This window comes from Streptomyces sp. NBC_00335 (assembly GCF_036127095.1).
In the GTDB taxonomy this organism is placed as follows: Bacteria; Actinomycetota; Actinomycetes; order Streptomycetales; family Streptomycetaceae; genus Streptomyces.
In genome coordinates, this window is record NZ_CP108006.1 from 4,129,621 (window position 1) to 4,155,988 (window position 26,368).

Consider the following 26,368-nt stretch of genomic DNA (forward strand, 5'->3'; position numbering starts at 1 on the left):
CCCGCCGGGGAAGATCCCCCGGCGGGCACGGTGCTGATGCAGGCTCAGGCGTCCATCCCGGCGAGCACCAGCGGCAGTCGGGTCGCGCCGCCGGGGGTGATGCTGACCGGGACCCCCCAGTCCTGCTGGTGGACGTGGCAGGCGGGGTACTCGTTCTCGGGGTCGTCGTCGCAGGACGCGGCCATCGCGGAGACGTGCAGGACGCCCCCGGTCAGCTCCGGGTTCAGCGCGAGCTCCCGGAACAGGTCGGTCCCGGCCCCCTCCCCCGCCGTCAGCAGCTCGGGCGGCGTCGAGGAGACCAGCAGGCGGGTCGAAGGCCCGTAACGGGTGTCGAGCTTCTGCCCGGACGGCGCCTGGAAGACGATGTCGAGCCGCAGCGTGCCGGGGGCCACCTCGGTGGCGGCCCGCTGCGTGCGGTGGGCGACCGCGTCGACCCGTACGGCCTCCTCGGGAAGGCGCAGGCGGGTCAGCCGGTGCCGGGCCGACTCCACGACCACGATGTCGTCCCCGACGAGCACGGCGTCGCTGGGCTCGCGCAGATCGGTCGCGAGGGTGGTGACCTGCCCGGTGGCGGGGTCGTAGCGCCGCAGCGCGTGGTTGTACGTGTCGCACACCGCGACCGACCCGTCGGGCAGCGCGGTGACGCCGAGCGGGTGCTGGAGCAGCGCCTGGCCGGCGTCGCCGTCCCGGTGCCCGAAGTCGAAGAGCCCGCTGCCGACGGCGGTACGGATGTCATGGCCGCCGCCCTCTCCCGCCTCGACGTACCTCAGCGAGCTCGTCTCGGAGTCGGCGATCCACAGCCGCTCCTCCGTGGCCGCGAGCCCGGACGGCTGCGCGAACCAGGCCTCGGCGGCCGGCCCGTCGTGCAGCCCCTCGTTGGTCGTCCCGGCGGCGACCTCCACGGTGCCGCTCTCCGGGTCCCAGGTCCACAGCTGGTGGACGCCCGCCATGGCGATCCACACCTTGCCCTGCCACCAGGCCACGTCCCACGGCGAGGACAGGTCGACTTCGAGGGCCGGCCCCGAGGTCGGCGTCCCCTGCCACCACTGCCGCCCGGTCCCGGCGACGGTCTCCACGGCCCCGGTCACGGGGTCGAAGCGCCGCAGCGCGTGATTGACGGTGTCGGCGACGACCACGGACCCGTCGGGCAGCAGCGCCAGCCCCTGGGGCTCGCTGAAGGCCTCCGGCCCGAAGCCCCGCTCCCCGCCGCCGACGCGCCGTACGACGCTCTCCCCGTCGGGAGCCAGCTCCACCAGCTGGTGCCGGGTCGTATCGGAGACGAGCAGGTTCCCGGAGGGCAGCACGAGCGCCTTCCCGGGGAACCGCAGGTCCCCCGCCACCGGCTCGGGCGCCACGTACGGCCCGTCCCCGCGCCGCAGCGTCCCCTTGGCCTCGTGCTCGGCCTCCAGCTCCTCCACGAGCTTCGCGATGGCGTGCGCGTGCCCCTCCCCGGCGTGCTGCGCGACGACGTACCCCTCGGGGTCGATCACCACGAGCGTGGGCCAGGCGCGGACCGCGTACTGCTTCCAGGTCGCGAGCTCGGGATCGTCGAGCACGGGGTGGTGCACCCCGTACCGCTCGACGGCGTCGACGACGGCGGAGTGCTCGGCCTCGTGCACGAACTTCGGCGAGTGCACCCCGACGATCACGACGGTGTCGCGGTGCTTCTCCTCCAGCTCGCGCAACTCGTCGAGGACGTGGAGGCAGTTCACACAGCAGAAGGTCCAAAAATCTACAACAACGCACTTACCTCGCAGGTCGGCGAGGGTCAGATCCTTCCCACCGGTGTTGAGCCAGCCCCCCTTGCCGATCAGCTCGGGGGCACGGACTCGGGCGCGACGGGGTGCGGGCGCGGGGGTGGGCGCCGGGGCAGCATCGTTCATGCTTCAAGCTTGCCATCCACCTGTGAACGCCGGATCACGCCCGTACGAAGCACCTGCTCAGGGCACCCGCACCGCCGGCGCCCCGGCCGGTGGTGCGGGTCATCCGCCGCAGGATTTGGCGATCTTCGCGTTCTCGTCGATGTCGATCGGGAAGGCGGAGGCGCCGCCGAGGTTCACGGTCCATCCGTGGGTCAGGGTTCCGGACGAGGGGTTGTCGGCGAGCCAGAAGGGGGGCGTGGTGACGGAGCAGGTGCCGGCGGTCGGGCCCTGGGCGGAGCGAAGGTGCCCGGTCACGAACTGTTTTCCGAGCGTCGCCGGTGCCGTGGAGTCGCCGGACTTGGCGGCCGTCACCAGTCCGCCGTAGAAGCCGGACACGGTCGGGTCGCCCCCCTTGCCTCCTGCGGAGTTCGTGGCGCAGGTCAGCTCGACCACCTTCCCCGTGGTCGCGTCAAAGGTGACGGAAGGGATCCGGTCGAGCGGTTCGGTCCCCCGGTACAGCAGGACCCCGCCCGACAGCAGCACGCCGTCGACCGCGGTGCCGCAGGTCACGCCGAGCGAGTCGGCGCCCCAGATCCGCCGATAGTTGGGCTCGTTGGAGAACAGTGCCGCCACCTCGGCCGGATCCACCTGGGAGCGGGTGGCCGGGTTCTGGTAGCGCAGGGCGGAGAGGAACAGGGTGTTCATGCTCCGTGACAGGTCGAACGGGGGCGGTTCGACGGGCACGGAGGGGGCGGGGGGCATGTCGGGACTCGGCGCGGTCGCCGCCGGTGCGGGCGTCGAGGTGCGGTCCCTGCCCTCCCGGACGACGAAGCCGGCCCCCAGGGCCACGATCACCGCGGCCGCCACCGCACCCGTCTGCAGGCGGCGCCGGCGCAGCCGCACCCGCCCGATGAGGCCGTCCACGTCGTAGCCGCGCGGCGGTTCCTGGCCCGCACGGTCGAGCATGGCAGCGGCCAGCTCCTCCTCCAGGTCGAAGTCCTTCATGCCGCCCCTTCCGAACCCGCGCGCAGTGCCTGTGTACCGACGGTCGACCGGAGCTTCGACAGGCCCCGGGCCACCTGGGACCGGACCGAGCCGGCCGAGATGTTCATCAAGCGGCCGATCTCCGCGTCGTCGAGGTCTTCGAAGTACCGCAGCACCAGTACGGTGCGCATGCCGACCGGCAGGCACTGCAGTTCGCGCATCAACTCGTCGCGGACCACGAGCCCTTTGTACGGATCGACGTGCCCGCCCCCGATGCCGTCGTCCAGGGGGACCTCCGCACGCCCGCGCAGCTTGCGCCAGCGGTCGTTCGCGAGGTTCACCAGGATCCGGCGCGCGTAGGCCTCCGGTGCGTCGGCGGAGCGGACCCTGCGCCAGTGCCGGCACACCTGCTCCAGCGTGGACTGCACGAGGTCGTCGGCCACGTGCCGCTCGCCGGTGATCAGCAGGGCGGTCCTGAACAGTGCCGGGGACCGTGCCTGCACGAAGGCCGTGAAGGCGGGAACGTCAGCGGTTCGCATGGCCACCCGGCCCGTGCCTCTTGCGCATCTGCACCTCTCCCGAAGCCCCTTTGGCTCCCCCGGCCTACCTGACGGAGCCCGCTCCCCGACTGCTGCACGCGAGCTCCAACCGTGACCCAAGCGTTATCTCCCGCGCTCCCTCCGGCGCCGAGCGCGCTCCCCGGCGCCCACCCCCTGCACGGCTCTGACCAGGTACGCGGGGCAGCGCAGGATGAGTAGGCGTACTCAGGTGGCGGGACCCGGCAGCTCCGAGACTGGCAACAGAACGAACGAAGCGGAACGGGACTGGACGGGGCGGGGAACGAAATGGTGCGGCGCTGGTCGAAGACTGAGATGTGGGTGCCCGGTGCGTACCTGGCGCTGGTGGTCGCGATGCTGGTGTACCTCGCGGTCGGCAGCCGGACGGGCGACGTCGGGATGTTCGGAGCCCTGCCCATCCTGGCTACGGCGCCGGTCAGCATGCTGCTGCTGTCGTCCTTCGGACCCGCGGCGGACGCCCTGGAAGCGGCCCCGCCCGTGGATCCCCACCCCTACACCGGCTCCGAGCCGCCCACGAAGCTGCCCACGGACTACCCCTGGTTCGCCTCGGACGCGGAGCCGCTCCCCGCGGACTACGTACCGGACACGTCCGTCGACTCGAAGCTCGACATGGGGGGCGAATTCGGCCTCTACGGCGCGGTCCTGGTCAGCGCCCTGATCAACGCCACGGCGATCTGGGCCCTGCTCCGCTACGCGGCACGGTCGTACGTCGCCAAGTGCGCGCCCGCCTAGCCGAAGAGGCCGCTCAGCCGAGGGAGGCGGCGTGTGAGCTCCGCGCCGTCGCCGAAGTCGAAGTCCCAGGCCGGGTCCAGGGGCGGGTACGTGATGGTGAAGGAGCCCGACGGGAGGGTCTGGCCCGTGGCGGACTCGTAGGCGGTCCAGGCTATGGACAGGGCCCTCTCGTCCTCCAGGTATTCGCCGCCGGCCGATGCCGCGCGGACCCGGGGATGGTCCGCCAGGGAGTCCGGGTCCGACAGGGCGGCCGTGAAGACCTCTTCGCCCTGGACGAGGAGCCAGCCTCGGAAGTAGTCGAAGCCGTCGTCCGAGCAGCCGCCGTTGATCAGGTAGGCCGCGGCCCAGAGCGGGGCCCGGTAGGACTCCGCCAAGAGGTCCCACAACACCTGCTGGGCCGCCGCCACTTCCGCCGCGGGGTGCTCGGCGAGCAGCGCCGCCGCGCGCTGCGCCACCCGGTCCGGCTCCGCCTGCGCGCGGGCCGTTTCGATCAGCTTCCAGAACGTCTGCTTGTCCATGGCCCGAGGCTCGCACCCGGGTCTGACATCAGGCTCCGAAGCTGTGGAGGGAGCGGACCAGCGCGGTGACGAAGGCGTCCTGGGTCTCGGTGGGGAGGAGGTCCAGGGAGAGGTACGGGTTGAGGTCCTCCAGCTCCACCAGGAGGAGGTCGCCCGAGGGGGCCCGGCAGGCGTCCACGCGCTGGATGCCGTGGGTGAGGGTGTTCCAGTCGATGAAGGTGCGGGCGAAGGAGAGGTCCGCGGGGGTGGGCTCGTACGGGACCAGCTCCCAGCGGCGGGCCGGGTCCGGGGCGTACAGGGCGTACTGGAAGGTGTCGTCGACGAAGTAGAAGGACACCTCGTACGCGAAGTCGATGCGCGGCTGGATCAGGAACTCCCCCGGGGCGCAGTCCGGGTGCGAGGTGAAGGTGAGGCCTATCGAGTCCGCTCCCTGCTTCGGCTTCACCGCGTAGGCGGGGGACGCGGGAAGGAGGGACAGGTGCGCCGGGTCGTCGATGGTGGGGATGACCGGGTGGCCGGAGGCGGTCAGGTCCACCAGGTATTGCTTGCCCGCCATGTCGCCGCGGCCCGTCAGGGGGTTGTAGACGCGGGTGCCGGCGGCGAGGGCGGCCGCGCGGAAGGAGTCGTAGGCCTCCTGGTGGTGGAGGACCGGGCCGCTGTTGCGGACGACGACCGTGTCGAAGGCCGGGAGGAGGGCCTCCGCGTCCAGGGGGTGGCACAGGGCCAGCGGGAAGTGCTCGCGCAGGCGTGCGGTGAGGAAGACGTCCTCGTCGCCGTAGCGGCGTCCGCGCGCCGGGTAGGCCAGGTCGGTCACGTAGAGGAGAGGCATGACCGGAACCTATCGCGGGCAGCGATGAGGGCGTGAAATACCTGGTACGGGACAAGATGCTGGCCATCGGGGACGACTACTGGATCGAGGACGAGGACGGCCGGCACGCCTTCCTCGTGGACGGGAAGGCCCTGCGGTTCCGGGACACCCTGGAGCTCAAGGATCCCGACGGGCGGATCCTCATCACACTGCGGGAGAAGCTCTTCGCCCTGCGCGACGCGATGACGCTGGAGCGCGACGAGCGGCGGCTCGCGGTGATCCGCAAGAAGCGGCTCTCGCTGCTGCGCAACCACTACCTGGTCACGCTCAACGAGGGCACCGAGCTCGATGTCAGCGGGCGGATCCTGGACCGGGAGTTCAAGGTCGAGTACGACGGGGAACTGCTCGCCCTGATCTCCCGGCAGTGGTACCGGATCCGCGAGACGTACGCCGTCGACGTGGTCCGCGAGGACGCCGACGCCTCGCTGCTCATCGCCGTCGCGGTGTGCGTGATCCGGATGGCGGAGAAGGAGCGGGAGGGCCCGGGCGAGGAGTAGCGCCCCGGCTCAGTCGCCGTCGCCCCGGCCGCAGTCGTCTCAGTCGCAGTCGCCCCGGCCGCAGTCCTGGAGCGGGCCGGCGCCGGGGATGTCCTCCAGGAACGCGCGCAGGGCGGCGCGCTCGGGTCCGGTGAGGCTCTCGTCGTAGGTGACCTTCAGCCGGGTCCCGGTATCGAGGCCGGTCTCGTAGATGCCGGTCACCCCGTACTCCCAGAGCTCCCCCTCGTGGAGGCCGTCCTGGGTGTACAGGCGGCCCTCGACGTCGACGGAGTACGCGTAGGAGGGCCGCAGCCAGGCGTTGTACGCCAGCGAGCCCGCGGCGGTCAGCGCCACCGCGGCCACCAGCACGGAGACGGCGGCGCACACCGAGGCGCACACCGTGCTGCGGCGCGGATCGGCCCAGGCGGCGAGCAGCAGGACGATCGCCGACGGAAGCACCGGGAGGAAGCCGAAGGTTGCCAGCAGGATCCCGATGAGGAACCCGAGGCCGCCGACGGTGATGCACAGGGTCCGGAAGGCATCGCGCTCCCGGACGAAGAGGGTCGAGGCGATGGCGACGAGCGGGAGGAGCAGGACCATGCCGAGCGGGGACGTCGCGCAGACGGCCGTCAGGGCGGCCATCAGGAGGGCGGCGAGGCCGGCCATCGAGCGCTGGAGCCAGTGGATCCGTTCCTCCGGCCCCGCGTGCTCCTCCAGGGCTTCCACCGGGCCCCACTCCTGCGGCCCCGACTCCTGCGGCCCCCACTGCTCGGGCCCCGACGGCTCCGTCCCCGCGCCCGCCGTCACGTCCGTCATGGCCCGCACCCCGTCCCCGTACTCGTACCCGCCCCCGCCCTCGTCTCCCGATGGCTCCGGGCGAGTAAAGCACGCAGGTCCGGCCGGGTCAGAGGCCGAGGCGGCGGTCCTTCAGGGCCGGGAACTGCTCGCGGGTCTCGGCGACCTTCTTCGGGTCGAGGTCCACCGTCAGGACCTCCTCCCCCGGGCCCGCCTCCGCGAGGACCTCGCCCCACGGGTCCACGACCAGGCTGTGGCCGGCCTGTTCCACGCCGCCGTTGGTGCCGGCCGTCCCGCACGCGAGGACGTACGACTGGTCCTCGACCGCGCGGGCCCGGTTCAGCAGCGTCCAGTGGCCCCGGCGGCGGGCCGGCCAGCCCGCGGAGACGACCAGCGTCGTCGCGCCGGCGTCGACCAGGCCGCGGAACAGCTCCGGGAAGCGCAGGTCGTAGCAGGTGGCGAGGCCGAGGGTCTGCTCCGGCAGGGCGACCGTGGTCAGGGACTCGCCCGCGGACATCAGGACGGCCTCGCCCTGGTCGAAGCCGAAGCGGTGGATCTTGCGGTACGTGGCGGCGAGCTCGCCCGCCGGGGAGAGGACGAGCGCGGTGTTGTAGAGCGAGCCGTCGCCCGCGCGCTCCACGAAGGAACCGGCGTGCAGCCAGACGCCGGCGTCGCGGGCGGCCGCGGCCATGGCCCCGTAGGTCGGTCCGTCCAGCGGCTCGGCTTCTGTCTCGAACTGCTCGTAGGCGAAGGCGCCCACGGTCCACAGCTCGGGCAGGACGACGAGGTCCGAGCCGGACTGTTCGCGCACGAGCTCAGCGGCACGGGAGCGGCGGGAAACCACCGACTCCCCCTCATTCACCGCGATTTGGATCAGGGAAGCGCGCACAGTACCACCGTCCTGGCTTTCAAGCCGTCAACTCGGGCCTACGATCGTCACACGAAAGCACTGCCGGGGTGCTCACCGGCAGCGTAGTTTTGAAGCCATTGCTCAAGCTTCCAGAACGCGCCAATGCGCCAAACGCGCCAACAGGCCAATGATCAGCACGCGAGGGGTCCCGTTGACCGTCCATCCGCATCCCAGCCTTCAGCCCTATGCCGACGCGTGGACCCACTCCATCGAGGCGATATCCGAGCTGGTCCTTCCGTTGACGGAAGGCGAGTGGAGCCGGGCGACGCCCTGCCCCAACTGGTCCGTGCGCGACGTCGTCTCCCACGTCATCGGCATCGAGTGCGAGCAGCTGGGCGATCCGCGGCCGATCCACACCCTGCCGCGGGACCTGCGGCACGTGGTCGACGAGTTCTCCCGGTACATGGAGGTGCAGGTCGACGTGCGGCGGCACCACACCGCGCCCGAGATGACCTCCGAGCTGGAGTACACGATCATCCGCCGCTCCCGGCAGCTGCGGAACGAGAAGCGGGAACCGGACACGATCATCCGCGGCCCGCTGGGCGAGCCGGCGACGCTGGAGGACTCGCTGCGGCTGCGCGCGTTCGACGTGTGGATCCACGAGCAGGACCTGCGGGCAGCCCTGGGCGCACCGGGCAACTGGGACTCGCCGGGCGCCTACGTGGCCAGGGACGTCCTGCTCTCCGGGCTGCCGAAGGTGGTCGCGAAGAAGGCGGGCGCGCCCGCGAACTCGGCCGTCGTCATCGACGTGCACGGGGCGCTGGAGTTCATGCGGACCGTACGGGTCGACGCGGAGGGCCGCGGCACCATCGACAAGGCCCCCTCGCTGGGGCCCGCGGTGACGCTGACCCTGGACTGGGAGACGTACGTACGCCTCGCGGCCGGCCGGGTGCGTCCGCACACCGTGGCCGACCGGGTGAAGGTGGAGGGCGACCCGGCACTGGCCGAGGCGATCCTGGCCAGCTTCTCCGTGACTCCTTGAGTTCGGAGAACACCCTTGGTGTGGTCGATGATGTCGTCCGCTGCCGTGCCGGCGGCGGACCGGTTCGATTGGTTCGCCGACGTGGTGGCGCAGGAGTTGGTGTCCACGTCGATCAAGAGTGAGCACGCCCAGGACTTCCGGGCGGAGGCCGCCGTGCTGGACCTGGGCTCCGTCCAGGTGAAGCAGCTCGGCTACGCCCCCCTGCACTCCCGGCGCACGGCGGCGCACGTGCGCAGCAGCGATCCCGAGCAGTACCAGCTGGGGCTGGTGACCCGTGGGACCACGTGGGTCGCGCAGAACCGGCACGACTCGGGGCCCTTCTCGGGGGACCTGGTGCTGTGGGACACCTCCCGCCCCTTCGAGTCGGGCGTCCTCGGCACCCAGCCGCTCCACGTCGTGATTCTCTCGCTGCCCCGCACGGCGCTCCCCCTGCGGTCGGACCGGGTGGAGCGGCTGCTCGCCGAGCGGATCCCCGCCGACCGGGGGATGGGGGCGATCCTCGCGCAGTACATGCGCTCCCTGGCCGCGCACGGGGAGGAGTGCGGGCCCGGCGAGCTGGAGCAGCTCGGGTCCATCGCCCTCGACCTGGCCGGGGCCTGCCTCGCCGGGCGGATCGGAGCCGAGGACGAACTGTCCGAGGAGAGCCAGACCCGGGCCCTGCTGGCACGGATCGACGCCTTCATCGGGCACAACCTCGGCGATCCGGAGCTGAGCCCGTCCGTGGTCGCCGCCCGGCACAGCCTCTCGCTGCGCCGGCTCCAGCTCCTCTTTCGGGAGCGCGGGGAGAGCGTCGCGGCCACGATCCGCCGGCGCCGCCTGGAGCGGTGCCACGCCGACCTCGCCGATGGCGCACAGCTCGCCGTCCCCGTCCACACCGTGGCCCTGCGCTGGGGGTTCACCAACGCCTCCGTGTTCAGCCGGCTGTTCCGCGACACGTACGGGGTCAGCCCCAGCGGGTTCCGCCACGCGGCGGCGCGGCAGGCCGCGGCGACCGGGGAGGATCCGGCGCGCGAGGAGTAGCGGGCCCCGGTCGCGGCCGGGGCCGCTGCGCGCATTGTCAACGACCCCTGCGCGCAGTGCACAACCGGCCGCGCGGGGCCCTCATAGGCTCGGCACGCGTTGGCCGGAACCCGGATCCGCGGAGCGGACGGACGGACGGGTGGGAGAGGACGGGGGTCTATCCCACTCGGGGCTCGTCCCGCTCGCGGTACGGGTGGCCTACGCGCACATCGGGCCGGCTCCGGACGTCATCGGGCCGGCTGCGGATCGGGGGGGCCGACGGGGGCGCCGGCCCCGGCCCCGGCGGCCGCCACGGCGGTGACGCCCGGGGCCGGGGCGGGCGGGGCGGCCGGTACGGGAACCTGGGCCTGGGCCTGGGCCTGGGCCGACGGGGCGGCCACGGCCGTCCCCGCCGCGACTCCCGCTCCTGTTCCCGCTCCCACCCGCTCGCGCTCGCGGGCCAGGGCGCGGCCGCGCAGGCGCAGGATCTGGGCGATGCCCAGGAGTTCCAGGACGAAGACCGACGAGAACGCGATGCGGTAGTTGTCCCCGGTGGCGTCGAGCAGCAGGCCCACCACCAGCAGGGTCGTCATCGAGGCGATGAAACCGCCCATGTTGGTGATTCCGGAGGCGGTGCCCTGACGTTCCGCCGGGTTGGCGGGCCGGGCGAAGTCGAAGCCGATCATCGACGCCGGCCCGCACGTGCCCAGCACCAGGCAGAGCGCGATCAGCAGCCACATCGGCGCGTGGTCCCCGGGGTAGGCCAGGACCGAGCCCCACAGGAGGGCCGTCAGGGCGACCGTGCCCAGGGCGAGCGGGATCCGGGAGGACTGCCTGCGGCCCACGACCTGGCCGTAGACCAAGCCGAGCGCCATGTTCGAGGCGACCACCAGGGTCAGCAGGCCGCCCGCGGTGGTCCGGGACAGCCCCTGGGCCTCGACGAGGAAGGGCATGCCCCACAGCAGCAGGAACACCATCGCCGGGAACTGCGTCGTGAAGTGCACCCACAGCCCGAGCTTGGTGCCCGGCTCCCGCCAGGAGTCGGCGATCTGGCGCCGTACGAATCCCCCCGCGCCGGAGGCTGCCGAGGGCGCGGGCTCGTGCCCTTCCGGGTGGTCGCGCAGGAACAGCACGAGCGGGACCAGGACCACCAGCCCCGCCACCGCACTGCCCGCGAACGCCGGCACCCAGCCGACCCCGTGCAGCACGGGAGCCAGCACCAGCGTGGAGATCAGGTTGCCCGCCATGCCGACCAGGCCGGCCAGCTGCGCCATCAGCGGGCCCCGGCGGGCCGGGAACCAGCGGGTGCCGAGCCGCAGCACGGAGATGAAGGTCATGGCGTCCCCGCAACCCAGCAGGGCGCGGGCCGCGAGGGCCATCCCGTAGGAGGGGGAGAGCGCGAAGCCGATCTGGCCGGCGGTGAAGAGCACGGCGCCGAGGGTGAGCACCTTCTTGGTGCCGAGCCGGTCCACCATCAGGCCGACGGGTATCTGCATGCCCGCGTAGACCAGGAGCTGGAGCAGGGAGAAGGTCGACAGCGCCGAGGCGTTCACGTGGAAGCGGTCGGCGGCCTCCAGCCCGGCGACTCCGAGGCTGGTGCGGAAGATGACCGCCACGAAGTAGACGGCGACGCCGATCGACCAGACGAGCACCGCCTTACGGCCGCCCGGCGGGTCCTTGAAGGCGGCAGGGGAGGCCATGGACTCGGAGCGCGCGGAGCTCATCGGGCGGACCCCCGCACCAGTTCGCCGACCCGGCTCACGTGGGCCCGTACCGCCGCGGCGGCCGTATCGGCGTCGCCCGCGCGCAGGGCGTCGAGGATCTCCCCGTGTTCGGCCAGCGTCCGCTCCACCCGCTCGGGGTGCGCGTGCAGCAGGGCCACGCCCATGCGGAGCTGGCGGTCGCGCAGTTGGTCGTAGAGGCGGCAGAGGATCTGGTTGCCGGCGCTGCGCACGATCTCCGCGTGGAAGGCCCGGTCGGCGGCCATCATCGCCGCGAGCTCGCCCGCGTCACCGAGCCGGCGCTGCTCCTCGACCAGTTCCGCGAGCCGTTCCAGCAGCCCGGCCGGGGCGGGCACGGCCTGGCGGACGGTGAACTCCTCGACCAGCAGCCGGGTTTCGATGACGTCGGCGATCTCCTGGGCGGAGACCGCGAGGACGAGGGCGCCCTTCTTCGGGTACAGCTTGAGCAGCCCCTCGGTCTCCAGCCGCAGCAGCGCCTCGCGGACCGGTGTGCGCGAGACCCCGACGGCGACCGCGAGCTCGCCCTCGGTCAGCAGCACCCCGCCCTCGTAGCGGCGGTCGAGCACGGCCTGCTTGACGTGTTGGTAGACGCGTTCGGCAGCGGTCACGGTGGTGGCGGCGGTATGAGCGGGTGGCATGCGCACAGCATAGATACAACAGAGGTGCAACCCGGGAGCCCGTCCACGATGTGGACCTTCACCCTGTGGACCGGCCTCGACCCTCACCGCACCATGACGTCCAGCACGAACTCGTCGTACGCGGCCTCGTCCGGATACGCCGGACGGACCTGCGCGAAGCGGATCCTGGCCCGGCCTGCCACCCGCCCCCGTACGAGGTACACCCGCTCCACCGTCGCCCCGGGCAGCGGCTCCGGGGGCTCCGGCGGATCCGGCGCCCCCGCGGCAGCGGCCGCAGTCTCCGGCGCCCCCTCCGCCACCGAGACCGCGTCCGCGTCCCCCGTCACCCGCCAGGTCCAGACGTAGCCGCGCGCACCGCGCCCGGTGAGCCGCAGCTCGTACTGCTCACCGGGCGCGAGCACCACCTCGCGCACCTCCACGCGGACTCCTCTCCTGTGGAGACGGACGGCCTACGCCGGGCCGATCACCGCCCCCTCGTGCCAGCCGGCGCCGTCGCGCCGGTAGTGCTGGAGCAGGCGGTCGGTGCGCAGGACGATCACCTCCAGGTTGAACCCGAAGCTGCCCTGGAGCATCCCGGTGACCGCCAGCACGTCGTGGCCGAAGACCGCGGAGCGCTGCCAGGCGCCGCCCCCGGCGTTGCCGCGCCACCAGTGCTCGATGCGCCCGCCCGCGCCCGTCACGCACAGCTCGTAGTTCCCGGCGGTGTCCTCGTCGGCCGCCCCGTGCTGCGCCTCGATCAGGCAGGGCGCGGAGGCGATGCCGGAGCCGAAGATCTCGCCGGGGCGCCAGACGAACCCGTTCGGGTCGTCGCGCCACCACAGCTGCATCCGGCCGTCGGTGCGGGTGGCGACCAGGTCGAGGTGGCGGGAGCGGGTCTGGACCAGGGCCGGGCCGAAGTGCGCGATGCCGGTGGCGAAGCGGCCGCCGTCGTTCCAGGTCCAGGGGGCGCCGTTGATCCGCCACCAGTGGTTGAGGCGGCCGTCGGCGGTGCGGACGACCACCTCGAAGTTGCCGGGCGTCCCGTAGTCGCTCTGGATGAAGGCCGGGGTCGAGCCGACCGCCGCGTCGCCGGGACCGAAGGCGCCGCCGTCGCGCCAGGCCGCGGCGAAGTGCTCGTAGTACCAGTGGCGGAGCCGGCCGCCGGTGGTCACGTGCAGCGACTCCATGTTCCGGTTGTACGTGGTCCCCGTGAAGGCGGGCTGGCCGGAGGCGTCGGAGCCGAAGCTCTGGGCACGGTTCCAGGCGAAGGGGGCCTCCCCCTCGCGCCACCAGTGGCTCAGGGAACCGCCGCCGGCTCCGGCGAGGGCCGCCAGTTCGAAGTTGCGGTGGGCGCGGCCGTTGCCGCTCTCGTAGACGTTGCCGGCGTGCAGGCGGCGCTTGCTCCAGGGGTCGATGTTGGTGTCCTGCAGCCCGCACTTCGCCCAGTCGTCGATCCGCGCCTCGCCGTACGCGATCCGGCCGTAGCCGCCCACGTGGTGGCCGGTCCCCCAGGAGTTCTTGAACAGCCAGCAGCCGGCCGCGTCGTCGTAGCCGGTGATCAGGACGCAGTGGCCGCCCGCCAGGCGGCCGCCGGTCTGGTGGTAGACGCCGGAGCCGAGGCCGAAGAAGTCCTCGTACACGTCGAAGCAGGCGGTCAGCGGGCCCACCGTGTCCAGCCAGACCTTCTGCTGCTCCACGTCGCCGAGCAGGACGTGGCCCCCGGTGATGCGGACGGTCCGGCCGGAGCGGTCCCAGCTCGGCGTGTACTCGGACCGCCAGGCCTCCCGGCGGTCGACGGGGGTACCGGGGGGCGGCGGCGAGTACGGCCAGCAACCCGGGTCCGCCAGCCCGCCGTTGGTCCGGATCCAGTCGAGGGCGGCCTCGGGGCTGCCCGTCTGCCCGCAGGTGGCCTTCATCCCGTCGTGCAGGTCCCCCTCGGACCGCTCGGCCCACACGTGGTGCTCGATGCGGGCCATCGACTCCACCAGACCGGCCGCCCCGAACGCCCAGCCGGCACTGCACGGGGCCTGGTCCTTCACCTTGGTGAGCCAGGGCCGGTCCCAGCGGCTGCGCCAGTCCACGGCGGAGGGGCGGGCGGCGGCGAGGGGGCGGCTTCCGGGGAGCAGCCCGTGCGCCGCCCTGCGCCGGGTGAGGTGCGGATTGCCGCTGACCCGGCCCACGAGGCTCCGCAGGTCCACCGGCGGCGCGGCCCCGGCGGGCGTCAGCTCCGCTGCCGCCGCCGTGCTCGCGCCCAGGCCCAGGGCGGGCCTCGGTACGGGATCCCCGTCGGCAAGGTGCTCGCTCACGGACCACCGCGCCCCGCGCGCCGCGAGCAGGGCCCGCAGTTCCCCCGCGGTCTGGACACGCCCCTCCGACTGCTCCGGCATTCCGGCCCCCCAACGCACCGTACGGATCCGAGCCCCGGGAGCGTCCACCTGCGCGGAGGGCGCGTCAAGGGGGTCCGTACGGTCGCGCGGCGGCACGCGGGGGCGCTGGCCGCTGGTGCCGTGACCGGGAGCCCGCTGCGGGGGCGGGTGTTCCCGGGGGCCGGAACGGTGTGATCCACATCGCATTCGGCCGTCCGGCCCGTTTGCGAGCACGATGATCGCGCAGACGGGACTGCTGGAACACCCCCGAGGAAAGGACCGGCCCATGGTGGCCCCCAATCCCCCGCAGGTGGCCGATCCCGAAGCGGTGAAGCGCCATCCCAGCCTCTTCCGTGCCATCAGGCAGCGCCGGAATCCCAGACTCCGCAGGACGGACATCACCGTCACGGACGAGGCGACGGTCAAGCGCGCCGTCAAGGCGGCCTCGCTCGGCAACGCCATGGAGTGGTTCGACTTCGGCATCTACTCCTACCTGGCCGTCACCCTCGGACACGTCTTCTTCCCGTCCGGGAACGAGACCACGCAGTTGCTGTCCTCGTTCGCCGCCTTCGCCGTGGCCTTCCTGGTACGGCCGCTGGGCGGGATGTTCTTCGGCCCGATGGGCGACCGTCTCGGCCGCAAGCGGATCCTGGCACTCACCATGATCATGATGGCGGTGGGCACGTTCGCGATCGGGCTCATCCCCTCGTACGACGCGATCGGCCTGTGGGCCCCCGCCCTGCTGATCCTCTTCCGCATGGTCCAGGGCTTCTCGACGGGCGGTGAGTACGGCGGCGCGTCCACCTTCATCGCCGAGTACGCGCCCGACAAGCGCCGCGGCTTCTTCGGCAGCTTCCTGGAGTTCGGCACCCTGGCCGGGTACGTCGGCGCGGCCGGCCTCGTCACCGCGCTGTACGCCGTGCTCGACGACGGCCAGATGGAGGCCTGGGGCTGGCGCGTCCCCTTCCTCGTCGCCGGGCCGCTGGGCCTGGTCGGTCTCTACCTGCGCATGCGCCTGGACGAGACCCCCGCCTTCCAGAAGCTGGAGGGCGGCAAGGCGCTCGCCACGGAGGCCACGGCCGGCGCGGCCGGCGCGGCCGCCACGGAAGCCGCGGAGACCACCACCAAGGGCGACCTCGCGAGGATCTTCCGCGACCACTGGCCGACGCTGGTCCTGTGCGTCTGCCTGGTCGGCGCCTACAACATCAACGTCTACCTGGTGCTGTCGTACCTGCCGACCTATCTGTCCGACGAGCTGGGCTACAGCGAGACGCACGGCCTGCTCGTCCTGCTCGGCATGATGGTCTTCCTGATGCTGGTGATCAGCCGGGTCGGCAAGCTCTCCGACCGCTTCGGCCGCAAGCCGGTGCTGATGACGGGCATGGCGGGGTTCTTCCTTCTCTCCCTGCCCGCGTTCCTCCTGATCCGCCAGGGCAGCGTCCTCGCGGTCGGGCTGGGCATGCTCGCGCTCGGGCTGTCGCTCGTCTGCCTGCTCGCGACGATGTCCGCCGCCCTGCCCGCCCTGTTCCCGACGCAGGTCCGGTACGGCTCCCTGTCGGTCGGCTACAACCTGTCGACCTCGCTCTTCGGCGGGACGACCCCGCTGGTGGTCACCGCACTGATCAGCTGGAGCGGCTCGAACCTGATGCCCGCCTACTACTCGATGGGGGCGGCGCTGGTCGGCATCGTCTCCGTGGCCTGCATGAAGGAGACCGCGCGCCAACCGCTCGACGGCTCCCCTCCCTCCGTCGAGACGCAGGAAGAGGCCGCGGAGCTGTGCGCGGCCCAGTCCCCGGACCCGAAGTTCTGAGCCGCCCGCGGCTCGGAAGGTGCCGGCGTCGGTCTTCGGCGCTGGTTCAGGTGGTGGTCACCCGGGCCGAGCGGGGCTGAGCGCGCAGGGCGGGGAGCCGGGCGCTGTCCTCCGCTTCGGCCAGGCCCTCGCCCAGGGCCAGCAGGGAGAGGAGCCGCACCGGCCGGCCGGCCGGCCGGCCGCGGCGGCGGCTTCCAGTTTGTGGTGGCCGTCGAGGAGGAAGTGGGTCAGGCCCCAGTGCGCGCAATAGTCGTCTCCGGAGTCGACGGCGGGCTGGCACACGTCCAGCGTGGAGACCGCCACGGCCGTGGGGACGGTTCCCCGCTCCATGAGCGCGACGTACTCCTCGACGCGAGCCCTCTCGTTCCACCTCGGAGGGACCATCGGCACGACGAACTCGTAGAGGTGGGCGTCCGCGTCGACGGCGGTCTCGAAGGTCCGGTAGTACGGAGTGTGCGGGTACTCCGGGAGACCCCAGAACGGATCGACCCCCCACGTCGTGAGCTGTTCGCCGCTGAAGTAGTCGCCTTCCTTGCCGGGGATGACCAGCCGGGGTTCCACGCTAAGGAGCAGCGGAAGGTACTCGCCCTCCGGCAGCAGCGCACCGAACGCCTCGATCACGCCGCCGTCGTCCGGATCGTCCAGTGCACCCGTGAGCCGCTCCTGCACGCTCTCCAGGGACAACGTCTGGTTCGCGCCCTCCAGCCTGCGGAACAGGAACTGGCACGTCCCGCAGAAGAAGCTCAGCTCGAAGGCGGGCTCGTCGTCGAGCATCAGCAAACGGCGCCCGGACCCGCCACCGAGCTTCTGCGTTTCCGTACCGAAGGTCAGCCGCGCCTCGGGGGCGGGGAGGCCGAGGCTGCGCGGGTTGCCCGTTTTGATCACCATGAAACGACCGTACGGGACGCTCCCGGTCGCCTCCACCGACTGATGCGCGCGTACCCGGCCGGGCGGGCTTCACAGCCGCTGTCCGGGCCCGATGACCGTGAGTCCCACCTGTTCGGCGATCCAATGCGCGTACGGCTCGTTCGTTTGGCGGCCGCCGAAGACGGCGCTGCGGACGTGGACGAGGACGGTGTGGTCGTCAGCGGGCTCGCGGAGGTGACGCGTGTGGGTGTTGAGGAGGAGGGTCACCTCGGAGTGCTTGTGCTCACCGTGAAAGCCGAGTTCGGGCGCGTCCGGCCAGCACAGCGTCTCCCAGTTGATCTCGCCCGTGTTCGGGCCGATCGCCGCGGTGAAGGCGTCCTCGATGCTCCCGACCGGCAGGTCGAGCAGCGAGCACTCCACCGGCAGCCGTCCGTCGTACGAGGCGGAGCCGGCCGGCAGACCGGGCCCTTGGACTCCGACGACCAGCGCGGGGTACTCCTGCAGCGGCACCCCGTCGAACTCGCCGTGCTCCTCCTGCCCCTGGAACCACCCCTCGGGCAGCTCCTTCGCCATCCGCCGCACCTCGGCGACGGAGAGGAGCTCGGCGTACACGGAGACCTCGGAGTGCTCGCAGCGGCCGAACTCCATGAGGCGGCGCGCGGTGCTCAGGGCGAGTGCCGGGTCGGGGGTACGGAACACGGGATAGGCGATGTCGTTGGACATGCCGTGACTGTGTCACCGTGCGGCTTCGCAGGTCATCGCATTTACGGCACACGCCGCTCGCCCGCGAGCGCCCCGGCGGGGCGCTGCCGCTTCTGGGGCGGGCAGCGCCGGGGCCGGGGGTGCGGCAGCCGCTACTGGACGGGGAGCGGGACCGGGAGCGGCGGGGCCGGGACCGGCAGCGGGGGGAGGCCCGGGAGGCCGAGGCCGGTGAGCAGGGCGACCAGGGCTGCGACCAGGTCGGTCACCACGTCCGTGGCCTTGGCCTTGGCGTCGGTGGAGCAGCCGCAGGGGCCGGCGGCCTTGGTGAGGCCGTCGACCGAGCCCTTGAGCTTGTCGATGGCGCCCGTGACCACGTCGAGCGGGCCTGCGGCGGGCTTGGCCTTGTGGGCGGAGACGGGGAGCGCCACGGGGACCGCGGGCGCCGCCACCGGGAGCTTCGGCGCCTCGACCGGGAGGGCCGGGGCCGCCACCGGGAGGGCCGGGGCCGCCACCGGGAGCTTCGGAGCCTCCACCGGGAGCTTCGGGGCGTCCACGGGCAGCTTCGGCGCCTCGACCGGGAGCTTCGGGGCCTCGATCGGCAGCTTCGGCGCCTCGACCGGGAGCTTCGGCGGGTCCACCGGGAGGGCCGGGGCGTCCACGGGCGGGAGCGGGACCGGGAGGGCCGGGGCGGCGGGCAGGCTCTTCTTCAGGTCCTCGAGCGCGGCGGCGATCTTCTCCTTGAAGGCGGCCAGGTCCGCCTCCGGGATCTTGCCGTCGGGGGACTTCAGGACGGCCGCCAGCAGATCGGTGATGGGTTTGAGCAGCCCGCCGACCCCGCCCAGGGACTGCACCTGCGCGAGCAGGGCCTCCGTACCGGGGATGGCCTTCCCGGCCGGCGCGGCCGCCACGAAAGCGGTGGCGGCCTGCGGCTTCGCGGACGACTCCGCCGCCGCCGACGCCAGACCGGGGGACGCGGTCAGCAGGCTCAGGCAGAGGGCGGCGGGGACGGTGTAACGCGTGATGCGGTGCAACGGATCTCTCCTGTCGAGGGCCCCGGCGCGGGACGTGCCGGGGCGTGCCGTGAAGTGGGACGTGACATGGGACGTGTCCCAGCCCACTCACCGACACCCCGTCAGCCCCCGCAACCCGAGCCCCCGCACCGCCCGTGCGGACACGCCGCGCAACCGGCCTACGTACGCCCTTGACCTGCGTCTACGCCGTCACCCTCGGGCGATGCCCCGTCAGGCGGGTCCCTCCCACCGGATCTCGCCGTCCTCGACCCGGTCCGTGGCGGCGAGCCCGACCCGCGCGGCGACGGCCGCGGACGCGGTGTGGTCGGGGTGAACGTGCGCGATGAGCCGGCGCACCCCGGCCTGCGCCCCGAGCCACTCGGCCATGGCCCGTGTCGCCTCGACCGCGATGCCGCGGCGCTGCCAGGGCGTGCCGATGACCCAGGCGATCTCGGCGACCTCCCCGGAGACGGTCGCCTGGACCGTGCCGGTCAGACAGTCCTCGGCGTCGAGCCGGACCACCCAGTTGCACCAGGTGACGGCGGGGTCCGGCGAACCGGCGACCAGTCGCGCGTAGCGCGTGCGCAGCTCCGGCGCGGTGAGGGGGGCTCCGCCGATGAACCCGTGCAGCTCCGGGTCGCCCAATACCGCGGCCATCTCATCCGCGTGCGCGACCTCCAGGGGCAGCAGGGTCAGCCGCCCGGTCCGGATGATCATCCCGCCTGCGTCGCGAACGCGGTCCACGCGGCACCACTCATCTCGATGACCGGCCCGTCGGTCTGCTTGCTGTCCCGCACGGCGACCGTGCCTGCGATGTTCGTGGCCACCTCGACGCAATCCGAGTCGTTGGTGATGTCGCTGTAGCTCGACTTCACGAAATTGAACTGCTTCATGCCTGGAAACCTTTACAGATGGCGTCGATCAGGTTCACGGAATCGTGAGGTGCGAGGCTCAGCCTTGAGAGTCGGTCGAACGCCCGGCGGAAGCGCTCGTTGGCTTCGGCTCCCTCGGCCCACACCGTAGCCGCGACACTTTCCGTGTAGCCCACGTCCAAGGCCCCCTGCTCGGCGAACGACAGGATGTTGAAGGCTCCCCCGACACCATGTGCCGCTCCCACACGGAACGGGAGCACTTGGATGTGGATGTTGGGCAGATGCGCCTTCTCCACCAAGTGGGCGAGCTGTCCGGCCATGACCGCCCGACCACCGATCTCCTGACGTAGAGCCGCCTCCCAAACGATGGCGTGAAACTCCAAGGGTCGTTCGCCCCAGAGCCGGTTCTGCCGACGGGTACGCGTGGTCACCATGACTTCGATCTCGTCGGGATGCGTCCAGGAATCGGAGCTGACGCCCAGCGCGCGAATGTAGTCCGAGGTCTGGAGGAGCCCCGGGACCAAGGCGAGCTGCCAGGTCCTGATGCGAGTGGCGACGTCCTCCATCGCCACGTACTCGGCGAAGCCTCCGACGGTCGGAACCTGCTGCCACCACCCCTTGGCCTTGCGCCGCTCCCGATCAAGCTTGGCCAGCGCCAGCAACCCCGCGACGGCCGACTCGTCCGTCTCCCCGTAGAGCTTGCACAGGGCGACGATGTCCGGGTCCCGGAACGGAACCCAGCCTCGCTCCATCTTGGCGACCTTGGCCGCCGTGGCACTCAGCACCTGCGCCGCTTGCGGCTGCGTCAGGCCCGCGGCGTCCCGCAGGCGCAGCAGTTCCCCGCCCAGCCGACGGGCCAGCACCGTGGATACCCGGTTGTCCGTGGGCACTTGCTCCACCTCCTCGTACCCGGGGCAGTCTTCCGCGCCCGGACCGAACCGCACAACTACTCCTTGGGGATAGATATCTCCGGAAGAGGTTGCACCCGACTGCGCGGTCACTCTACGGTCAGTAACGAACTACTCACCGCACAGAGTCAGTTGGCGGAAGCGCACCGGGCTGTCCACAAGACGGCACCGGCATGCCACCGCCCGTACCGGAGGTGCACGGCCATGAACGGACTCACGCGTCACGACGTACGGAACTACCCGCCCCGCCAGGACTCCGTACCCACCGCCCGCCGGCACACCGCATGGCTCGCCGTGGCGTGGGGGCGGCCCGAGCTCGCGGCGGACGCGGCGCTGCTGACCAGCGAGCTGACCACCAACGCGCTGCTGCACGGCTCCGTGTGGGACCGGTACTTCCGGGTCGAGATCAGCCTCACCGGAGCAGTGCTCCGCATCGAGGTCACCGATCCGAAAGGCGAGCGCCGCCCCGAACCGCGAGCGGCGGTCGGCGACCACGACCAGTTCGGGCGGGGGCTGCACATCGTCAAGGCCCTCGCGGCGCACTGGGGGTGCACGGACCGGATCGTCGGCAAGACGGTGTGGGCGGAGCTGAGCTGACCCAGGGCGGAGGGCAGGAGTCCCCCCGTTAGGGTGATCCACATGGATGGGTGGACGGCGCCGAGCTCCATCGAGCGCGAGCTGTACGAGGCCAAGGCGCGCGGGGACTGGGCGGGATACATGGACGCCCTCGCCCGCAGCGAGCTGTTCCTGCCGCAATCCCGGGCCCAGGTCGACGCCGAGCCCGCGACGGCCCGCTTCCACCCCACCCCGGACCGGCGCTGCCTCGTCGTCCACACCCGCGGCATGCTGCCCGTCCCCGACCCGCACACCGTGTACCTGCCCAGGTCACTCGCCTGGTTCGCGAACGCCTGGGACTCCGCCGACCCGCCCCACCTCGCCGTGAACCCCGGCTCCCCCACCGAGGCCTACCTCACGACCACCCCCGCCGACCTCGCCCGCTGGCGCGCCCACTGGGACGCCGCGGCCCCGGTCTGGGGCCTCGCCCCCGGAGCCGTGCACTCCCTGCACGTCGGCGGCCCGCTGCACGGGCCGGTCGCGCACGGGCTCGCCGTCGGAGCCCATCTCGCCGTCACCAACGGTGAGTTCTGGAACGCCCTCGCCTACCACGGCGGCGGCTACGCCCGGGAACGCGAACGCCTCCGCCGGGACTGGGAGATCACCGATTCCGCGGGCTGGCACCAGGTCCTGCGCGGCCTGCTCTCCGCCGGAATGGTCAGCCCCGTCTGGGAGTTCGCGCTGCGCGTGCGCCGCCTCCTCGCCTCCGACTTCGCCGGCCCCGTCGACGCGGAGCACTGGCGGCACGCCGCGGCCACCGCCCTGCGCCGCAGCGCCGAGCGCGCGGCCGAACCGCAGCTCACCCCCGAGGGGGTCACCCCCGCCGCGCCCCGGCCCACCGCCGAGGTGGAGGGCGAGGTCGCGGGCGTACAGCGGCTGATCGGCCGGATCGCCCGCTACGAGCAGCGCTTCCGCGCCGACGGGCTGCTCCCCGAGGACGGCTGGGTCCGCTCCGTCGAGGGCTGGGACCACGGCCGGGCCTCCCAGCTGGCCCGCTGGGGCCTCGGCGCCCGCTACGGCACCCTCGCCGAGGCCGAACGCGGCGTACTGGCCGCCGGGGCCGCGGCGCGCGGGGCCTACCGCTCGTGGGAGGAGTTCTCCGCGGGGTACGCGCTGGCGCGGTGCCTGCACTTCGACGAGGAGGAGTTCGGCGAGTGGTACGCGGGCTCCCTGGCCACCCACCTCACCCTGACCACCGACCCGGCGAGCCCCTGGCGCAACATCCCCTGGCGGGCACCCGAAGGAGCCGCATGACGCAGCAGGAAACCCTCACGACGGAGCGCATGGACGGCCCGGCCGCGCTGCGGGCGGCGGACGCGTTCAGGCTGGTCTACGCCGAAGCGTTCGCGGAGCCTCCGCACAACGAGACCGAGGAGGAAGTCGCCGACGCCTTCCTCCACTTCCCCGCACAGACCCGCAGGCCCGCCTTCCGCGCGGCCTTGGCCCGTACCCCTGACGGCGAGCCGGCCGGCGTGGCCTACGGCTGGACGCTCCAGCCCGACGCTGTGTGGTGGGACGAACTCACCAAGCCCGCGTCCGCCGCCATGCGGCGCGAGGACGGCCGCCGCACCTTCGGGCTCATCGAGCTCGCCGTGCGCGGGCCGTGGCGCGGACAGGGTGTCGCGCGGCGGCTGCACACGGCGCTGCTCGACGGCATCACGGCCGAGCGGGTGCTGCTGAAGGTCCACCAGGAGGCCGGGACGGCCTCGGCCGCCTACCGGTCGTGGGGGTACCGCAAGATCGGCGAGGCCCGGCCCCCGGGCGCGGACGCGGGCGCGGACACGGACCTCCGTGACGTGATGCTGCTCGACCTGCGGCGCTGAGGGCGACCGCCCCCCACGGTCAGGCTCCCCTGGCGGCCTGACCGTGGCGCTCACCGCGGCGCTCGCCGCGGCTCCGCGGGAGCCGGGCGAGGGTAACCGCTCGGAGCAGCCATTCCACCGGGCCGTACCGGTACCTGGCCATCAGGTGCTTGCTGAGGACGAGTTGGGCCCCGTACAGGACGAGCGCGCCGAGTTCGACGACGGCCGCGCCGAGGCGGTCGTACAGGGCGAGGCCGTAGGCGGTGAAGACGAGGGCCATGACGAGGGACTGGCTCAGGTAGTTCGTCAGGGCCATCCGGCCGGCGGGAGCCAGGAGTACCGCCGCGCGACCGCCCCGGACCGTCTTCATGAAGAGGAGCATCCCGCAGACGTACGCGGCGGTGAGCGCGGGGGCCGTGACCATCCCCACGACCGAACCGAGCAAGCTCCACCGGGGACCGAGCACGCCGCCGGCGGCCAGGGCCATGAAGATGCTGCCGGGCAGGCCCAGGGCGAGGCCGAGCAAGCAGATGCGGCGCATCCGGGCCGCGTACCGTCCCGTGTCGGCGAGGAGACGGCGCTTGCCGCAGTACAGGCCGGTCAGGAAGGCGGCCAGGACGAAGCCGCCCATCAGCAGCACGCCCAGGAACGCGTCGGGCAGCTGGCCGATGTTGGCCCGCACGACGGACGCCGGGTCGCCGCGGTACTCGGCAACCAGCGCCGCGAACTCCGGCGGAAGTGCGCCCAGTTCGGTCGCCTCGGCGTCCGACATGAACAAGGAGCCCAGGCCCAGGAAGAGCAGGAAGCCGCTCGCGCAGCCGTACACGACCCGGGCCGCGCGCAGGGCCGCCCCGGGCGAGCAGTTCCGTGCGGCGATCAGGACCAGGCCGAGCAGCGCGTAGGTCATGAGGATGTCGCCGGTGTACAGCAGTACGGCGTGCAGGAAGCCCAGGACGAACAGGCCCAGCGAGCGGCGCAGCATCCGGGGGACGGCGCTCGCGCCGTCGCGTGCGGCGGAGTCCTGCTGGAGGGTGAAGCTGTAGCCGAAGAGGAACGAGAACATCAGGTAGAACTTGCCGACCACCAGGGCCTGCACGACGCCCTCGACGGTCCGGTCGAGCATCGCCGCGTCCGGGTCGACGGTGCCGCCCGGGGCGTACGGGCTCGCCATCATCAGCGCGTTGACCAGCAGGATCCCCAGGAGCGCGAAGCCGCGCAGGGCGTCGACCTCCGGTATCCGCGTGGGCCGGTCGGTTCGTTCGTGCGCAGCAGCCGTTGCGGGCACCGCTTCCCCCCAGGTGGTCGTGCGTGTGTCGCGCCCCTACCGCGGATGCCCGCCGGTGGCCGCGGCCGGGGCGGTTCGGTCGTCCGGCCGGGGCTTGGAGCGCTTTCCTTCCGTGACGACCGTAGCCCGGCGGCGGGTCAGGGCCACGCCCAGGAGGACGACGGCCATGCCTGCGATCACGCGCGGGCCGGGCTCCTCGCCGAGCACGAGCGCGCCCAGCAGGACCGAGACCACGGGCAGGAGGTAGCCGACGGTCGCGGCGTTGGTCGCGCCCTCGTCGGCGATGATCCGGTAGGTGAGGTAGAAGGTGACGCCGGTGGCGAAGACGCCGAGGACCACGACGGCCGGCAGCGGCGCCGCCTGGAGCCTCACCGCGGTCAGACCGCCGAAGGGCAGGGCCAGCGTCGTGAGCCCGGTGGCCGCGAGGAGTTGGGTGGTGGCGAGCGAGAGGGTGGGCACGCCCTTGCCGACGAGGTGGCGGCCCATGTAGGTGAAGGCGAAGGCGTAGCTCGCTGCGGCGCCCAGGATGGCGAGCGCTCCCCAGCCCACCTGCCCCGACCGCTGCCACGGGGCGAAGATCAGCGCGGTCCCGGCGAGCCCGACCAGCAGACCGGCCACCCTGATCGCGCGGGGGCGGCGCTCGGCACGGGTGACGAGCCCGATCAGCAGCGACCACAGCGGGGTCGTCGCGTTCAGCACGCCCGCGAGCCCCGAGTCGACGCTCTGCTGGCCCACGCTGAAGAGGGCGAACGGAAGCGCGTTGCAGAAGAAGGCCGCCACCAGGACGTGGCCCCACACCACCCGGCCTGTGGGCAGCCGTTGGCGCGCGAACCGGCACGCCACCCCGAGGACGAGCGCGCCGAGCGCGCACCGGGCCAGGGTGACCTGGACCGGGGTCAGCCCCTCCAGGGCCAGGTCGATCCACAGGAACGTCGAGCCCCACAGGAGGGCGAGCACGCCGACGCGTCCGGCACTGATCACGGTTCTGCTCCTCGGGTGGCGGGTGGCGGGCCGCGGGATGGGGTCGCGGCTCCGTCCTCCCACGGTGTGGCACCCGATACGACAGGACAAGCAAATGGTTCTGCATCAACCGTTAACGTGTACTACATGCTCGATGTGCGAAGGATGCAGGTCCTGAGGGCGGTCGTCACCAGCGGATCGGTGACGGCCGCGGCGGCCCACCTGGGGTACACGCCCTCCGCGGTCAGCCAGCAGGTGGCGGCCCTGGAGCGGCAGGCCGGCATCCCCCTGCTCGAACGCGTCGGGCGGGGCGTCCGGCCGACGGCGGCGGGCCGGCTGCTCGCCGACCACGCCGCCGTCATCAGCCGCAACGTCGCCGAGGCGGAGACCGCCCTGGCCGACCTCAGGGCCGGCCGCACCGGGCGGCTCGCCGTCCGCTACTTCGCCACGGCGGGCGCGGCCCTGGTGGCCCCCGCCCTCGCCGGACTGCGCCGCGAACACCCGGACGTGCGGGTCGACTTGCGGATGACCGACCCCGAGGACCCGCTGCTGGAGGTGGAGCAGGGCCGCGCGGACCTCGCCCTGGTCATCGCGCCCCGGACGCGGCCGCGCGAGGACGTGGAGCTGATCCACCTGCTCGACGACGCGTACGACGCGGTGCTCCCGGCCGGGCACCGGCTCGCGTCCGAGGAGACGATCGCCCTCGTGGAGCTCTCGGACGAGCAGTGGGTCGGCAGCGAGCCGGCCGGCCCCTGCCTGGAGCCGGTCCTCGAAGCCTGCGCGGCGGCGGGCTTCAGCCCCGACTTCGTGGTGCAGAGCGAGGACTACCCGACGGCGCAGGGGTTCGTCGCGGCCGGGCTCGGCATCGGCCTGATGCCGCGCATGGGGCTGGGCCTCGGCCCGGGTCCCGGGGCCGGGGCCGGGGCGGGAACGGGCGCCGTGGCCCGCCATCCGGGGGTCGTCGTACGCCCGGTCCGCGATCCGCGCCCGACCAGGGCCGTCTACGCCGCGGTCCGCAAGGTCTCCATGGGCCGGCCGGCCGTACGCGCCCTGCTCGAAGCGCTCCGGCAGGGCTCGGCGCCCGCACAGGACCCCTCGGCCTGAGCCT

At 72.7% G+C, this 26,368-nt stretch carries 27 protein-coding genes and 1 pseudogene; 9 read left to right on the forward strand and 19 right to left on the reverse strand.

Annotation, left to right across the window (positions count from 1 at the left end):
- Nucleotides 1–44: 44 nt before the first annotated feature.
- From OHA37_RS18485 to OHA37_RS18495, 3 genes are all read right to left on the reverse strand, one after another.
- The gene (locus tag OHA37_RS18485; RefSeq protein WP_266906625.1) at nucleotides 45–1,883 is read right to left on the reverse strand and encodes an NHL domain-containing thioredoxin family protein; all 1,839 of its coding nucleotides are present in this window, start codon (nucleotides 1,881–1,883) and stop codon (nucleotides 45–47) included.
- Nucleotides 1,884–1,982: 99 nt separating this feature from the next.
- Complete coding sequence (locus tag OHA37_RS18490) at nucleotides 1,983–2,867, reverse strand: hypothetical protein (protein WP_266906627.1); 885 nt, start codon at nucleotides 2,865–2,867, stop codon at nucleotides 1,983–1,985.
- Entirely contained in the window at nucleotides 2,864–3,385 is a 522-nt protein-coding gene (locus OHA37_RS18495) for a SigE family RNA polymerase sigma factor (RefSeq protein WP_266906629.1), read from the reverse strand. The genes OHA37_RS18490 and OHA37_RS18495 overlap by 4 nt, the downstream gene beginning before the upstream one ends.
- A 339-nt stretch (nucleotides 3,386–3,724) precedes the next feature.
- Here OHA37_RS18495 and OHA37_RS18500 point away from each other — a divergent pair, with 339 nt between their 5' ends.
- Nucleotides 3,725–4,156: an SCO4225 family membrane protein gene (locus OHA37_RS18500; RefSeq protein ID WP_266906631.1), complete on the forward strand. Its 432-nt coding sequence runs from the start codon at nucleotides 3,725–3,727 to the stop codon at nucleotides 4,154–4,156.
- Here the strand turns inward: OHA37_RS18500 and OHA37_RS18505 are convergent.
- Together OHA37_RS18505 and OHA37_RS18510 are read right to left on the reverse strand one after the other, a co-directional pair.
- Nucleotides 4,153–4,674 carry a DUF4240 domain-containing protein gene (locus tag OHA37_RS18505; protein WP_266906633.1) on the reverse strand — a complete coding sequence of 174 codons (522 nt, stop codon included), beginning with the start codon at nucleotides 4,672–4,674 and terminating at the stop codon, nucleotides 4,153–4,155. The genes OHA37_RS18500 and OHA37_RS18505 overlap by 4 nt on opposite strands.
- Before the next feature lie 28 nt (nucleotides 4,675–4,702).
- Nucleotides 4,703–5,503 (reverse strand): hypothetical protein, encoded by an 801-nt coding sequence (locus OHA37_RS18510; protein WP_266906635.1) that lies wholly within the window; start codon nucleotides 5,501–5,503, stop codon nucleotides 4,703–4,705.
- A gap of 32 nt (nucleotides 5,504–5,535) precedes the next feature.
- Here OHA37_RS18510 and OHA37_RS18515 point away from each other — a divergent pair, with 32 nt between their 5' ends.
- Nucleotides 5,536–6,039 (forward strand): LURP-one-related/scramblase family protein, encoded by a 504-nt coding sequence (locus tag OHA37_RS18515; protein WP_266906637.1) that lies wholly within the window; start codon nucleotides 5,536–5,538, stop codon nucleotides 6,037–6,039.
- A 39-nt stretch (nucleotides 6,040–6,078) separates the two neighbouring features.
- Here the strand turns inward: OHA37_RS18515 and OHA37_RS18520 are convergent, their stop codons facing one another.
- Both OHA37_RS18520 and OHA37_RS18525 read right to left on the reverse strand, forming a co-directional pair.
- On the reverse strand, nucleotides 6,079–6,834 hold the full coding sequence (locus OHA37_RS18520) for a hypothetical protein (protein WP_266906639.1): 756 nt from the start codon (nucleotides 6,832–6,834) through the stop codon (nucleotides 6,079–6,081).
- A gap of 88 nt (nucleotides 6,835–6,922) precedes the next feature.
- On the reverse strand, nucleotides 6,923–7,702 hold the full coding sequence (locus OHA37_RS18525) for a carbon-nitrogen family hydrolase (RefSeq protein WP_266906641.1): 780 nt from the start codon (nucleotides 7,700–7,702) through the stop codon (nucleotides 6,923–6,925).
- Nucleotides 7,703–7,874: 172 nt separating this feature from the next.
- Between OHA37_RS18525 and OHA37_RS18530 the strand changes: the two genes are divergently transcribed.
- Nucleotides 7,875–8,705 (forward strand): maleylpyruvate isomerase family mycothiol-dependent enzyme, encoded by an 831-nt coding sequence (locus OHA37_RS18530; protein ID WP_266906643.1) that lies wholly within the window; start codon nucleotides 7,875–7,877, stop codon nucleotides 8,703–8,705.
- A gap of 27 nt (nucleotides 8,706–8,732) precedes the next feature.
- Complete coding sequence (locus tag OHA37_RS18535) at nucleotides 8,733–9,725, forward strand: helix-turn-helix domain-containing protein (protein WP_266906645.1); 993 nt, start codon at nucleotides 8,733–8,735, stop codon at nucleotides 9,723–9,725.
- Between the two features lie 413 nt (nucleotides 9,726–10,138).
- Here the strand turns inward: OHA37_RS18535 and OHA37_RS18540 are convergent.
- From OHA37_RS18540 to OHA37_RS18555, 4 genes and pseudogenes are all read right to left on the reverse strand, one after another.
- Nucleotides 10,139–11,428, reverse strand: a pseudogene (locus OHA37_RS18540) (MFS transporter); the annotation flags it as partial.
- Nucleotides 11,425–12,084: a GntR family transcriptional regulator gene (locus OHA37_RS18545; protein WP_266906649.1), complete on the reverse strand. Its 660-nt coding sequence runs from the start codon at nucleotides 12,082–12,084 to the stop codon at nucleotides 11,425–11,427. The gene OHA37_RS18545 and the pseudogene OHA37_RS18540, both read right to left, overlap by 4 nt.
- 83 nt (nucleotides 12,085–12,167) lie before the next feature.
- On the reverse strand, nucleotides 12,168–12,503 hold the full coding sequence (locus tag OHA37_RS18550) for a protease inhibitor I42 family protein (protein WP_266906651.1): 336 nt from the start codon (nucleotides 12,501–12,503) through the stop codon (nucleotides 12,168–12,170).
- Between the two features lie 30 nt (nucleotides 12,504–12,533).
- Nucleotides 12,534–14,450 (reverse strand): C1 family peptidase, encoded by a 1,917-nt coding sequence (locus tag OHA37_RS18555; RefSeq protein WP_266906653.1) that lies wholly within the window; start codon nucleotides 14,448–14,450, stop codon nucleotides 12,534–12,536.
- 265 nt (nucleotides 14,451–14,715) lie between these two features.
- On the opposite strand from OHA37_RS18555, the gene OHA37_RS18560 reads away from it, so the two are divergent.
- Entirely contained in the window at nucleotides 14,716–16,239 is a 1,524-nt protein-coding gene (locus tag OHA37_RS18560) for an MFS transporter (protein ID WP_266906655.1), read from the forward strand.
- Between the two features lie 57 nt (nucleotides 16,240–16,296).
- Here the strand turns inward: OHA37_RS18560 and OHA37_RS18565 are convergent, their stop codons facing one another.
- From OHA37_RS18565 to OHA37_RS18590, 6 genes are all read right to left on the reverse strand, one after another.
- On the reverse strand, nucleotides 16,297–17,127 hold the full coding sequence (locus tag OHA37_RS18565) for a hypothetical protein (RefSeq protein ID WP_323182342.1): 831 nt from the start codon (nucleotides 17,125–17,127) through the stop codon (nucleotides 16,297–16,299).
- A gap of 69 nt (nucleotides 17,128–17,196) precedes the next feature.
- Nucleotides 17,197–17,829 carry a hypothetical protein gene (locus OHA37_RS18570; protein WP_266906657.1) on the reverse strand — a complete coding sequence of 211 codons (633 nt, stop codon included), beginning with the start codon at nucleotides 17,827–17,829 and terminating at the stop codon, nucleotides 17,197–17,199.
- 131 nt (nucleotides 17,830–17,960) lie between these two features.
- On the reverse strand, nucleotides 17,961–18,839 hold the full coding sequence (locus OHA37_RS18575) for a hypothetical protein (protein ID WP_266906659.1): 879 nt from the start codon (nucleotides 18,837–18,839) through the stop codon (nucleotides 17,961–17,963).
- Between the two features lie 210 nt (nucleotides 18,840–19,049).
- Nucleotides 19,050–19,535 (reverse strand): GNAT family N-acetyltransferase, encoded by a 486-nt coding sequence (locus OHA37_RS18580; protein WP_266906661.1) that lies wholly within the window; start codon nucleotides 19,533–19,535, stop codon nucleotides 19,050–19,052.
- Nucleotides 19,532–19,711 (reverse strand): DUF397 domain-containing protein, encoded by a 180-nt coding sequence (locus OHA37_RS18585; RefSeq protein ID WP_266906663.1) that lies wholly within the window; start codon nucleotides 19,709–19,711, stop codon nucleotides 19,532–19,534. The genes OHA37_RS18580 and OHA37_RS18585 overlap by 4 nt, the downstream gene beginning before the upstream one ends.
- Nucleotides 19,708–20,580, reverse strand: coding sequence for a helix-turn-helix domain-containing protein (locus OHA37_RS18590; protein WP_266906665.1), 873 nt, complete (start codon nucleotides 20,578–20,580; stop codon nucleotides 19,708–19,710). The genes OHA37_RS18585 and OHA37_RS18590 overlap by 4 nt, the downstream gene beginning before the upstream one ends.
- A 222-nt stretch (nucleotides 20,581–20,802) precedes the next feature.
- Between OHA37_RS18590 and OHA37_RS18595 the strand changes: the two genes are divergently transcribed.
- Genes OHA37_RS18595 through OHA37_RS18605 form a run of 3 tightly spaced genes read left to right on the forward strand, consistent with a single transcriptional unit; the run spans nucleotide 20,803 to nucleotide 23,036 of the window.
- Nucleotides 20,803–21,195: an ATP-binding protein gene (locus OHA37_RS18595; protein ID WP_266906667.1), complete on the forward strand. Its 393-nt coding sequence runs from the start codon at nucleotides 20,803–20,805 to the stop codon at nucleotides 21,193–21,195.
- 42 nt (nucleotides 21,196–21,237) lie between these two features.
- Complete coding sequence (locus OHA37_RS18600; RefSeq protein WP_266906669.1) at nucleotides 21,238–22,467, forward strand: DUF1266 domain-containing protein; 1,230 nt, start codon at nucleotides 21,238–21,240, stop codon at nucleotides 22,465–22,467.
- The gene (locus OHA37_RS18605) at nucleotides 22,464–23,036 is read left to right on the forward strand and encodes a GNAT family N-acetyltransferase (RefSeq protein WP_266906671.1); all 573 of its coding nucleotides are present in this window, start codon (nucleotides 22,464–22,466) and stop codon (nucleotides 23,034–23,036) included. Before OHA37_RS18600 ends, OHA37_RS18605 begins: the two co-directional genes overlap by 4 nt.
- Before the next feature lie 19 nt (nucleotides 23,037–23,055).
- Here OHA37_RS18605 and OHA37_RS18610 read toward each other — a convergent pair whose 3' ends face one another.
- Both OHA37_RS18610 and OHA37_RS18615 read right to left on the reverse strand, forming a co-directional pair.
- Complete coding sequence (locus tag OHA37_RS18610) at nucleotides 23,056–24,300, reverse strand: DUF418 domain-containing protein (RefSeq protein WP_266906673.1); 1,245 nt, start codon at nucleotides 24,298–24,300, stop codon at nucleotides 23,056–23,058.
- 36 nt (nucleotides 24,301–24,336) lie between these two features.
- A complete protein-coding gene (locus tag OHA37_RS18615) occupies nucleotides 24,337–25,281 on the reverse strand; it encodes a DMT family transporter (protein ID WP_266906675.1) in 945 nt (314 codons plus the stop codon).
- A gap of 126 nt (nucleotides 25,282–25,407) precedes the next feature.
- Between OHA37_RS18615 and OHA37_RS18620 the strand changes: the two genes are divergently transcribed.
- Nucleotides 25,408–26,364, forward strand: a complete 957-nt coding sequence (locus OHA37_RS18620) for a LysR family transcriptional regulator (protein ID WP_266906677.1) — start codon at nucleotides 25,408–25,410, stop codon at nucleotides 26,362–26,364.
- Nucleotides 26,365–26,368 lie beyond the last annotated feature (4 nt).

What these genes read in the sequence shown, in the direction of transcription:
- OHA37_RS18485 (WP_266906625.1), bottom strand. Translation starts at nt 1,883, where the DNA reads ATGAACGATGCTGCCCCGGCGCCCACCCCCGCGCCCGCACCCCGTCGC.
- OHA37_RS18490 (WP_266906627.1), bottom strand. Translation starts at nt 2,867, where the DNA reads ATGAAGGACTTCGACCTGGAGGAGGAGCTGGCCGCTGCCATGCTCGAC.
- OHA37_RS18495 (WP_266906629.1), bottom strand. Translation starts at nt 3,385, where the DNA reads ATGCGAACCGCTGACGTTCCCGCCTTCACGGCCTTCGTGCAGGCACGG.
- OHA37_RS18505 (WP_266906633.1), bottom strand. Translation starts at nt 4,674, where the DNA reads ATGGACAAGCAGACGTTCTGGAAGCTGATCGAAACGGCCCGCGCGCAG.
- OHA37_RS18510 (WP_266906635.1), bottom strand. Translation starts at nt 5,503, where the DNA reads ATGCCTCTCCTCTACGTGACCGACCTGGCCTACCCGGCGCGCGGACGC.
- OHA37_RS18520 (WP_266906639.1), bottom strand. Translation starts at nt 6,834, where the DNA reads ATGACGGACGTGACGGCGGGCGCGGGGACGGAGCCGTCGGGGCCCGAG.
- OHA37_RS18535 (WP_266906645.1), top strand. Translation starts at nt 8,733, where the DNA reads ATGATGTCGTCCGCTGCCGTGCCGGCGGCGGACCGGTTCGATTGGTTC.
- OHA37_RS18545 (WP_266906649.1), bottom strand. Translation starts at nt 12,084, where the DNA reads ATGCCACCCGCTCATACCGCCGCCACCACCGTGACCGCTGCCGAACGC.
- OHA37_RS18555 (WP_266906653.1), bottom strand. Translation starts at nt 14,450, where the DNA reads ATGCCGGAGCAGTCGGAGGGGCGTGTCCAGACCGCGGGGGAACTGCGG.
- OHA37_RS18560 (WP_266906655.1), top strand. Translation starts at nt 14,716, where the DNA reads ATGGTGGCCCCCAATCCCCCGCAGGTGGCCGATCCCGAAGCGGTGAAG.
- OHA37_RS18565 (WP_323182342.1), bottom strand. Translation starts at nt 17,127, where the DNA reads ATGGTGATCAAAACGGGCAACCCGCGCAGCCTCGGCCTCCCCGCCCCC.
- OHA37_RS18570 (WP_266906657.1), bottom strand. Translation starts at nt 17,829, where the DNA reads ATGTCCAACGACATCGCCTATCCCGTGTTCCGTACCCCCGACCCGGCA.
- OHA37_RS18580 (WP_266906661.1), bottom strand. Translation starts at nt 19,535, where the DNA reads ATGATCATCCGGACCGGGCGGCTGACCCTGCTGCCCCTGGAGGTCGCG.
- OHA37_RS18585 (WP_266906663.1), bottom strand. Translation starts at nt 19,711, where the DNA reads ATGAAGCAGTTCAATTTCGTGAAGTCGAGCTACAGCGACATCACCAAC.
- OHA37_RS18595 (WP_266906667.1), top strand. Translation starts at nt 20,803, where the DNA reads ATGAACGGACTCACGCGTCACGACGTACGGAACTACCCGCCCCGCCAG.
- OHA37_RS18600 (WP_266906669.1), top strand. Translation starts at nt 21,238, where the DNA reads ATGGATGGGTGGACGGCGCCGAGCTCCATCGAGCGCGAGCTGTACGAG.
- OHA37_RS18605 (WP_266906671.1), top strand. Translation starts at nt 22,464, where the DNA reads ATGACGCAGCAGGAAACCCTCACGACGGAGCGCATGGACGGCCCGGCC.
- OHA37_RS18620 (WP_266906677.1), top strand. Translation starts at nt 25,408, where the DNA reads ATGCTCGATGTGCGAAGGATGCAGGTCCTGAGGGCGGTCGTCACCAGC.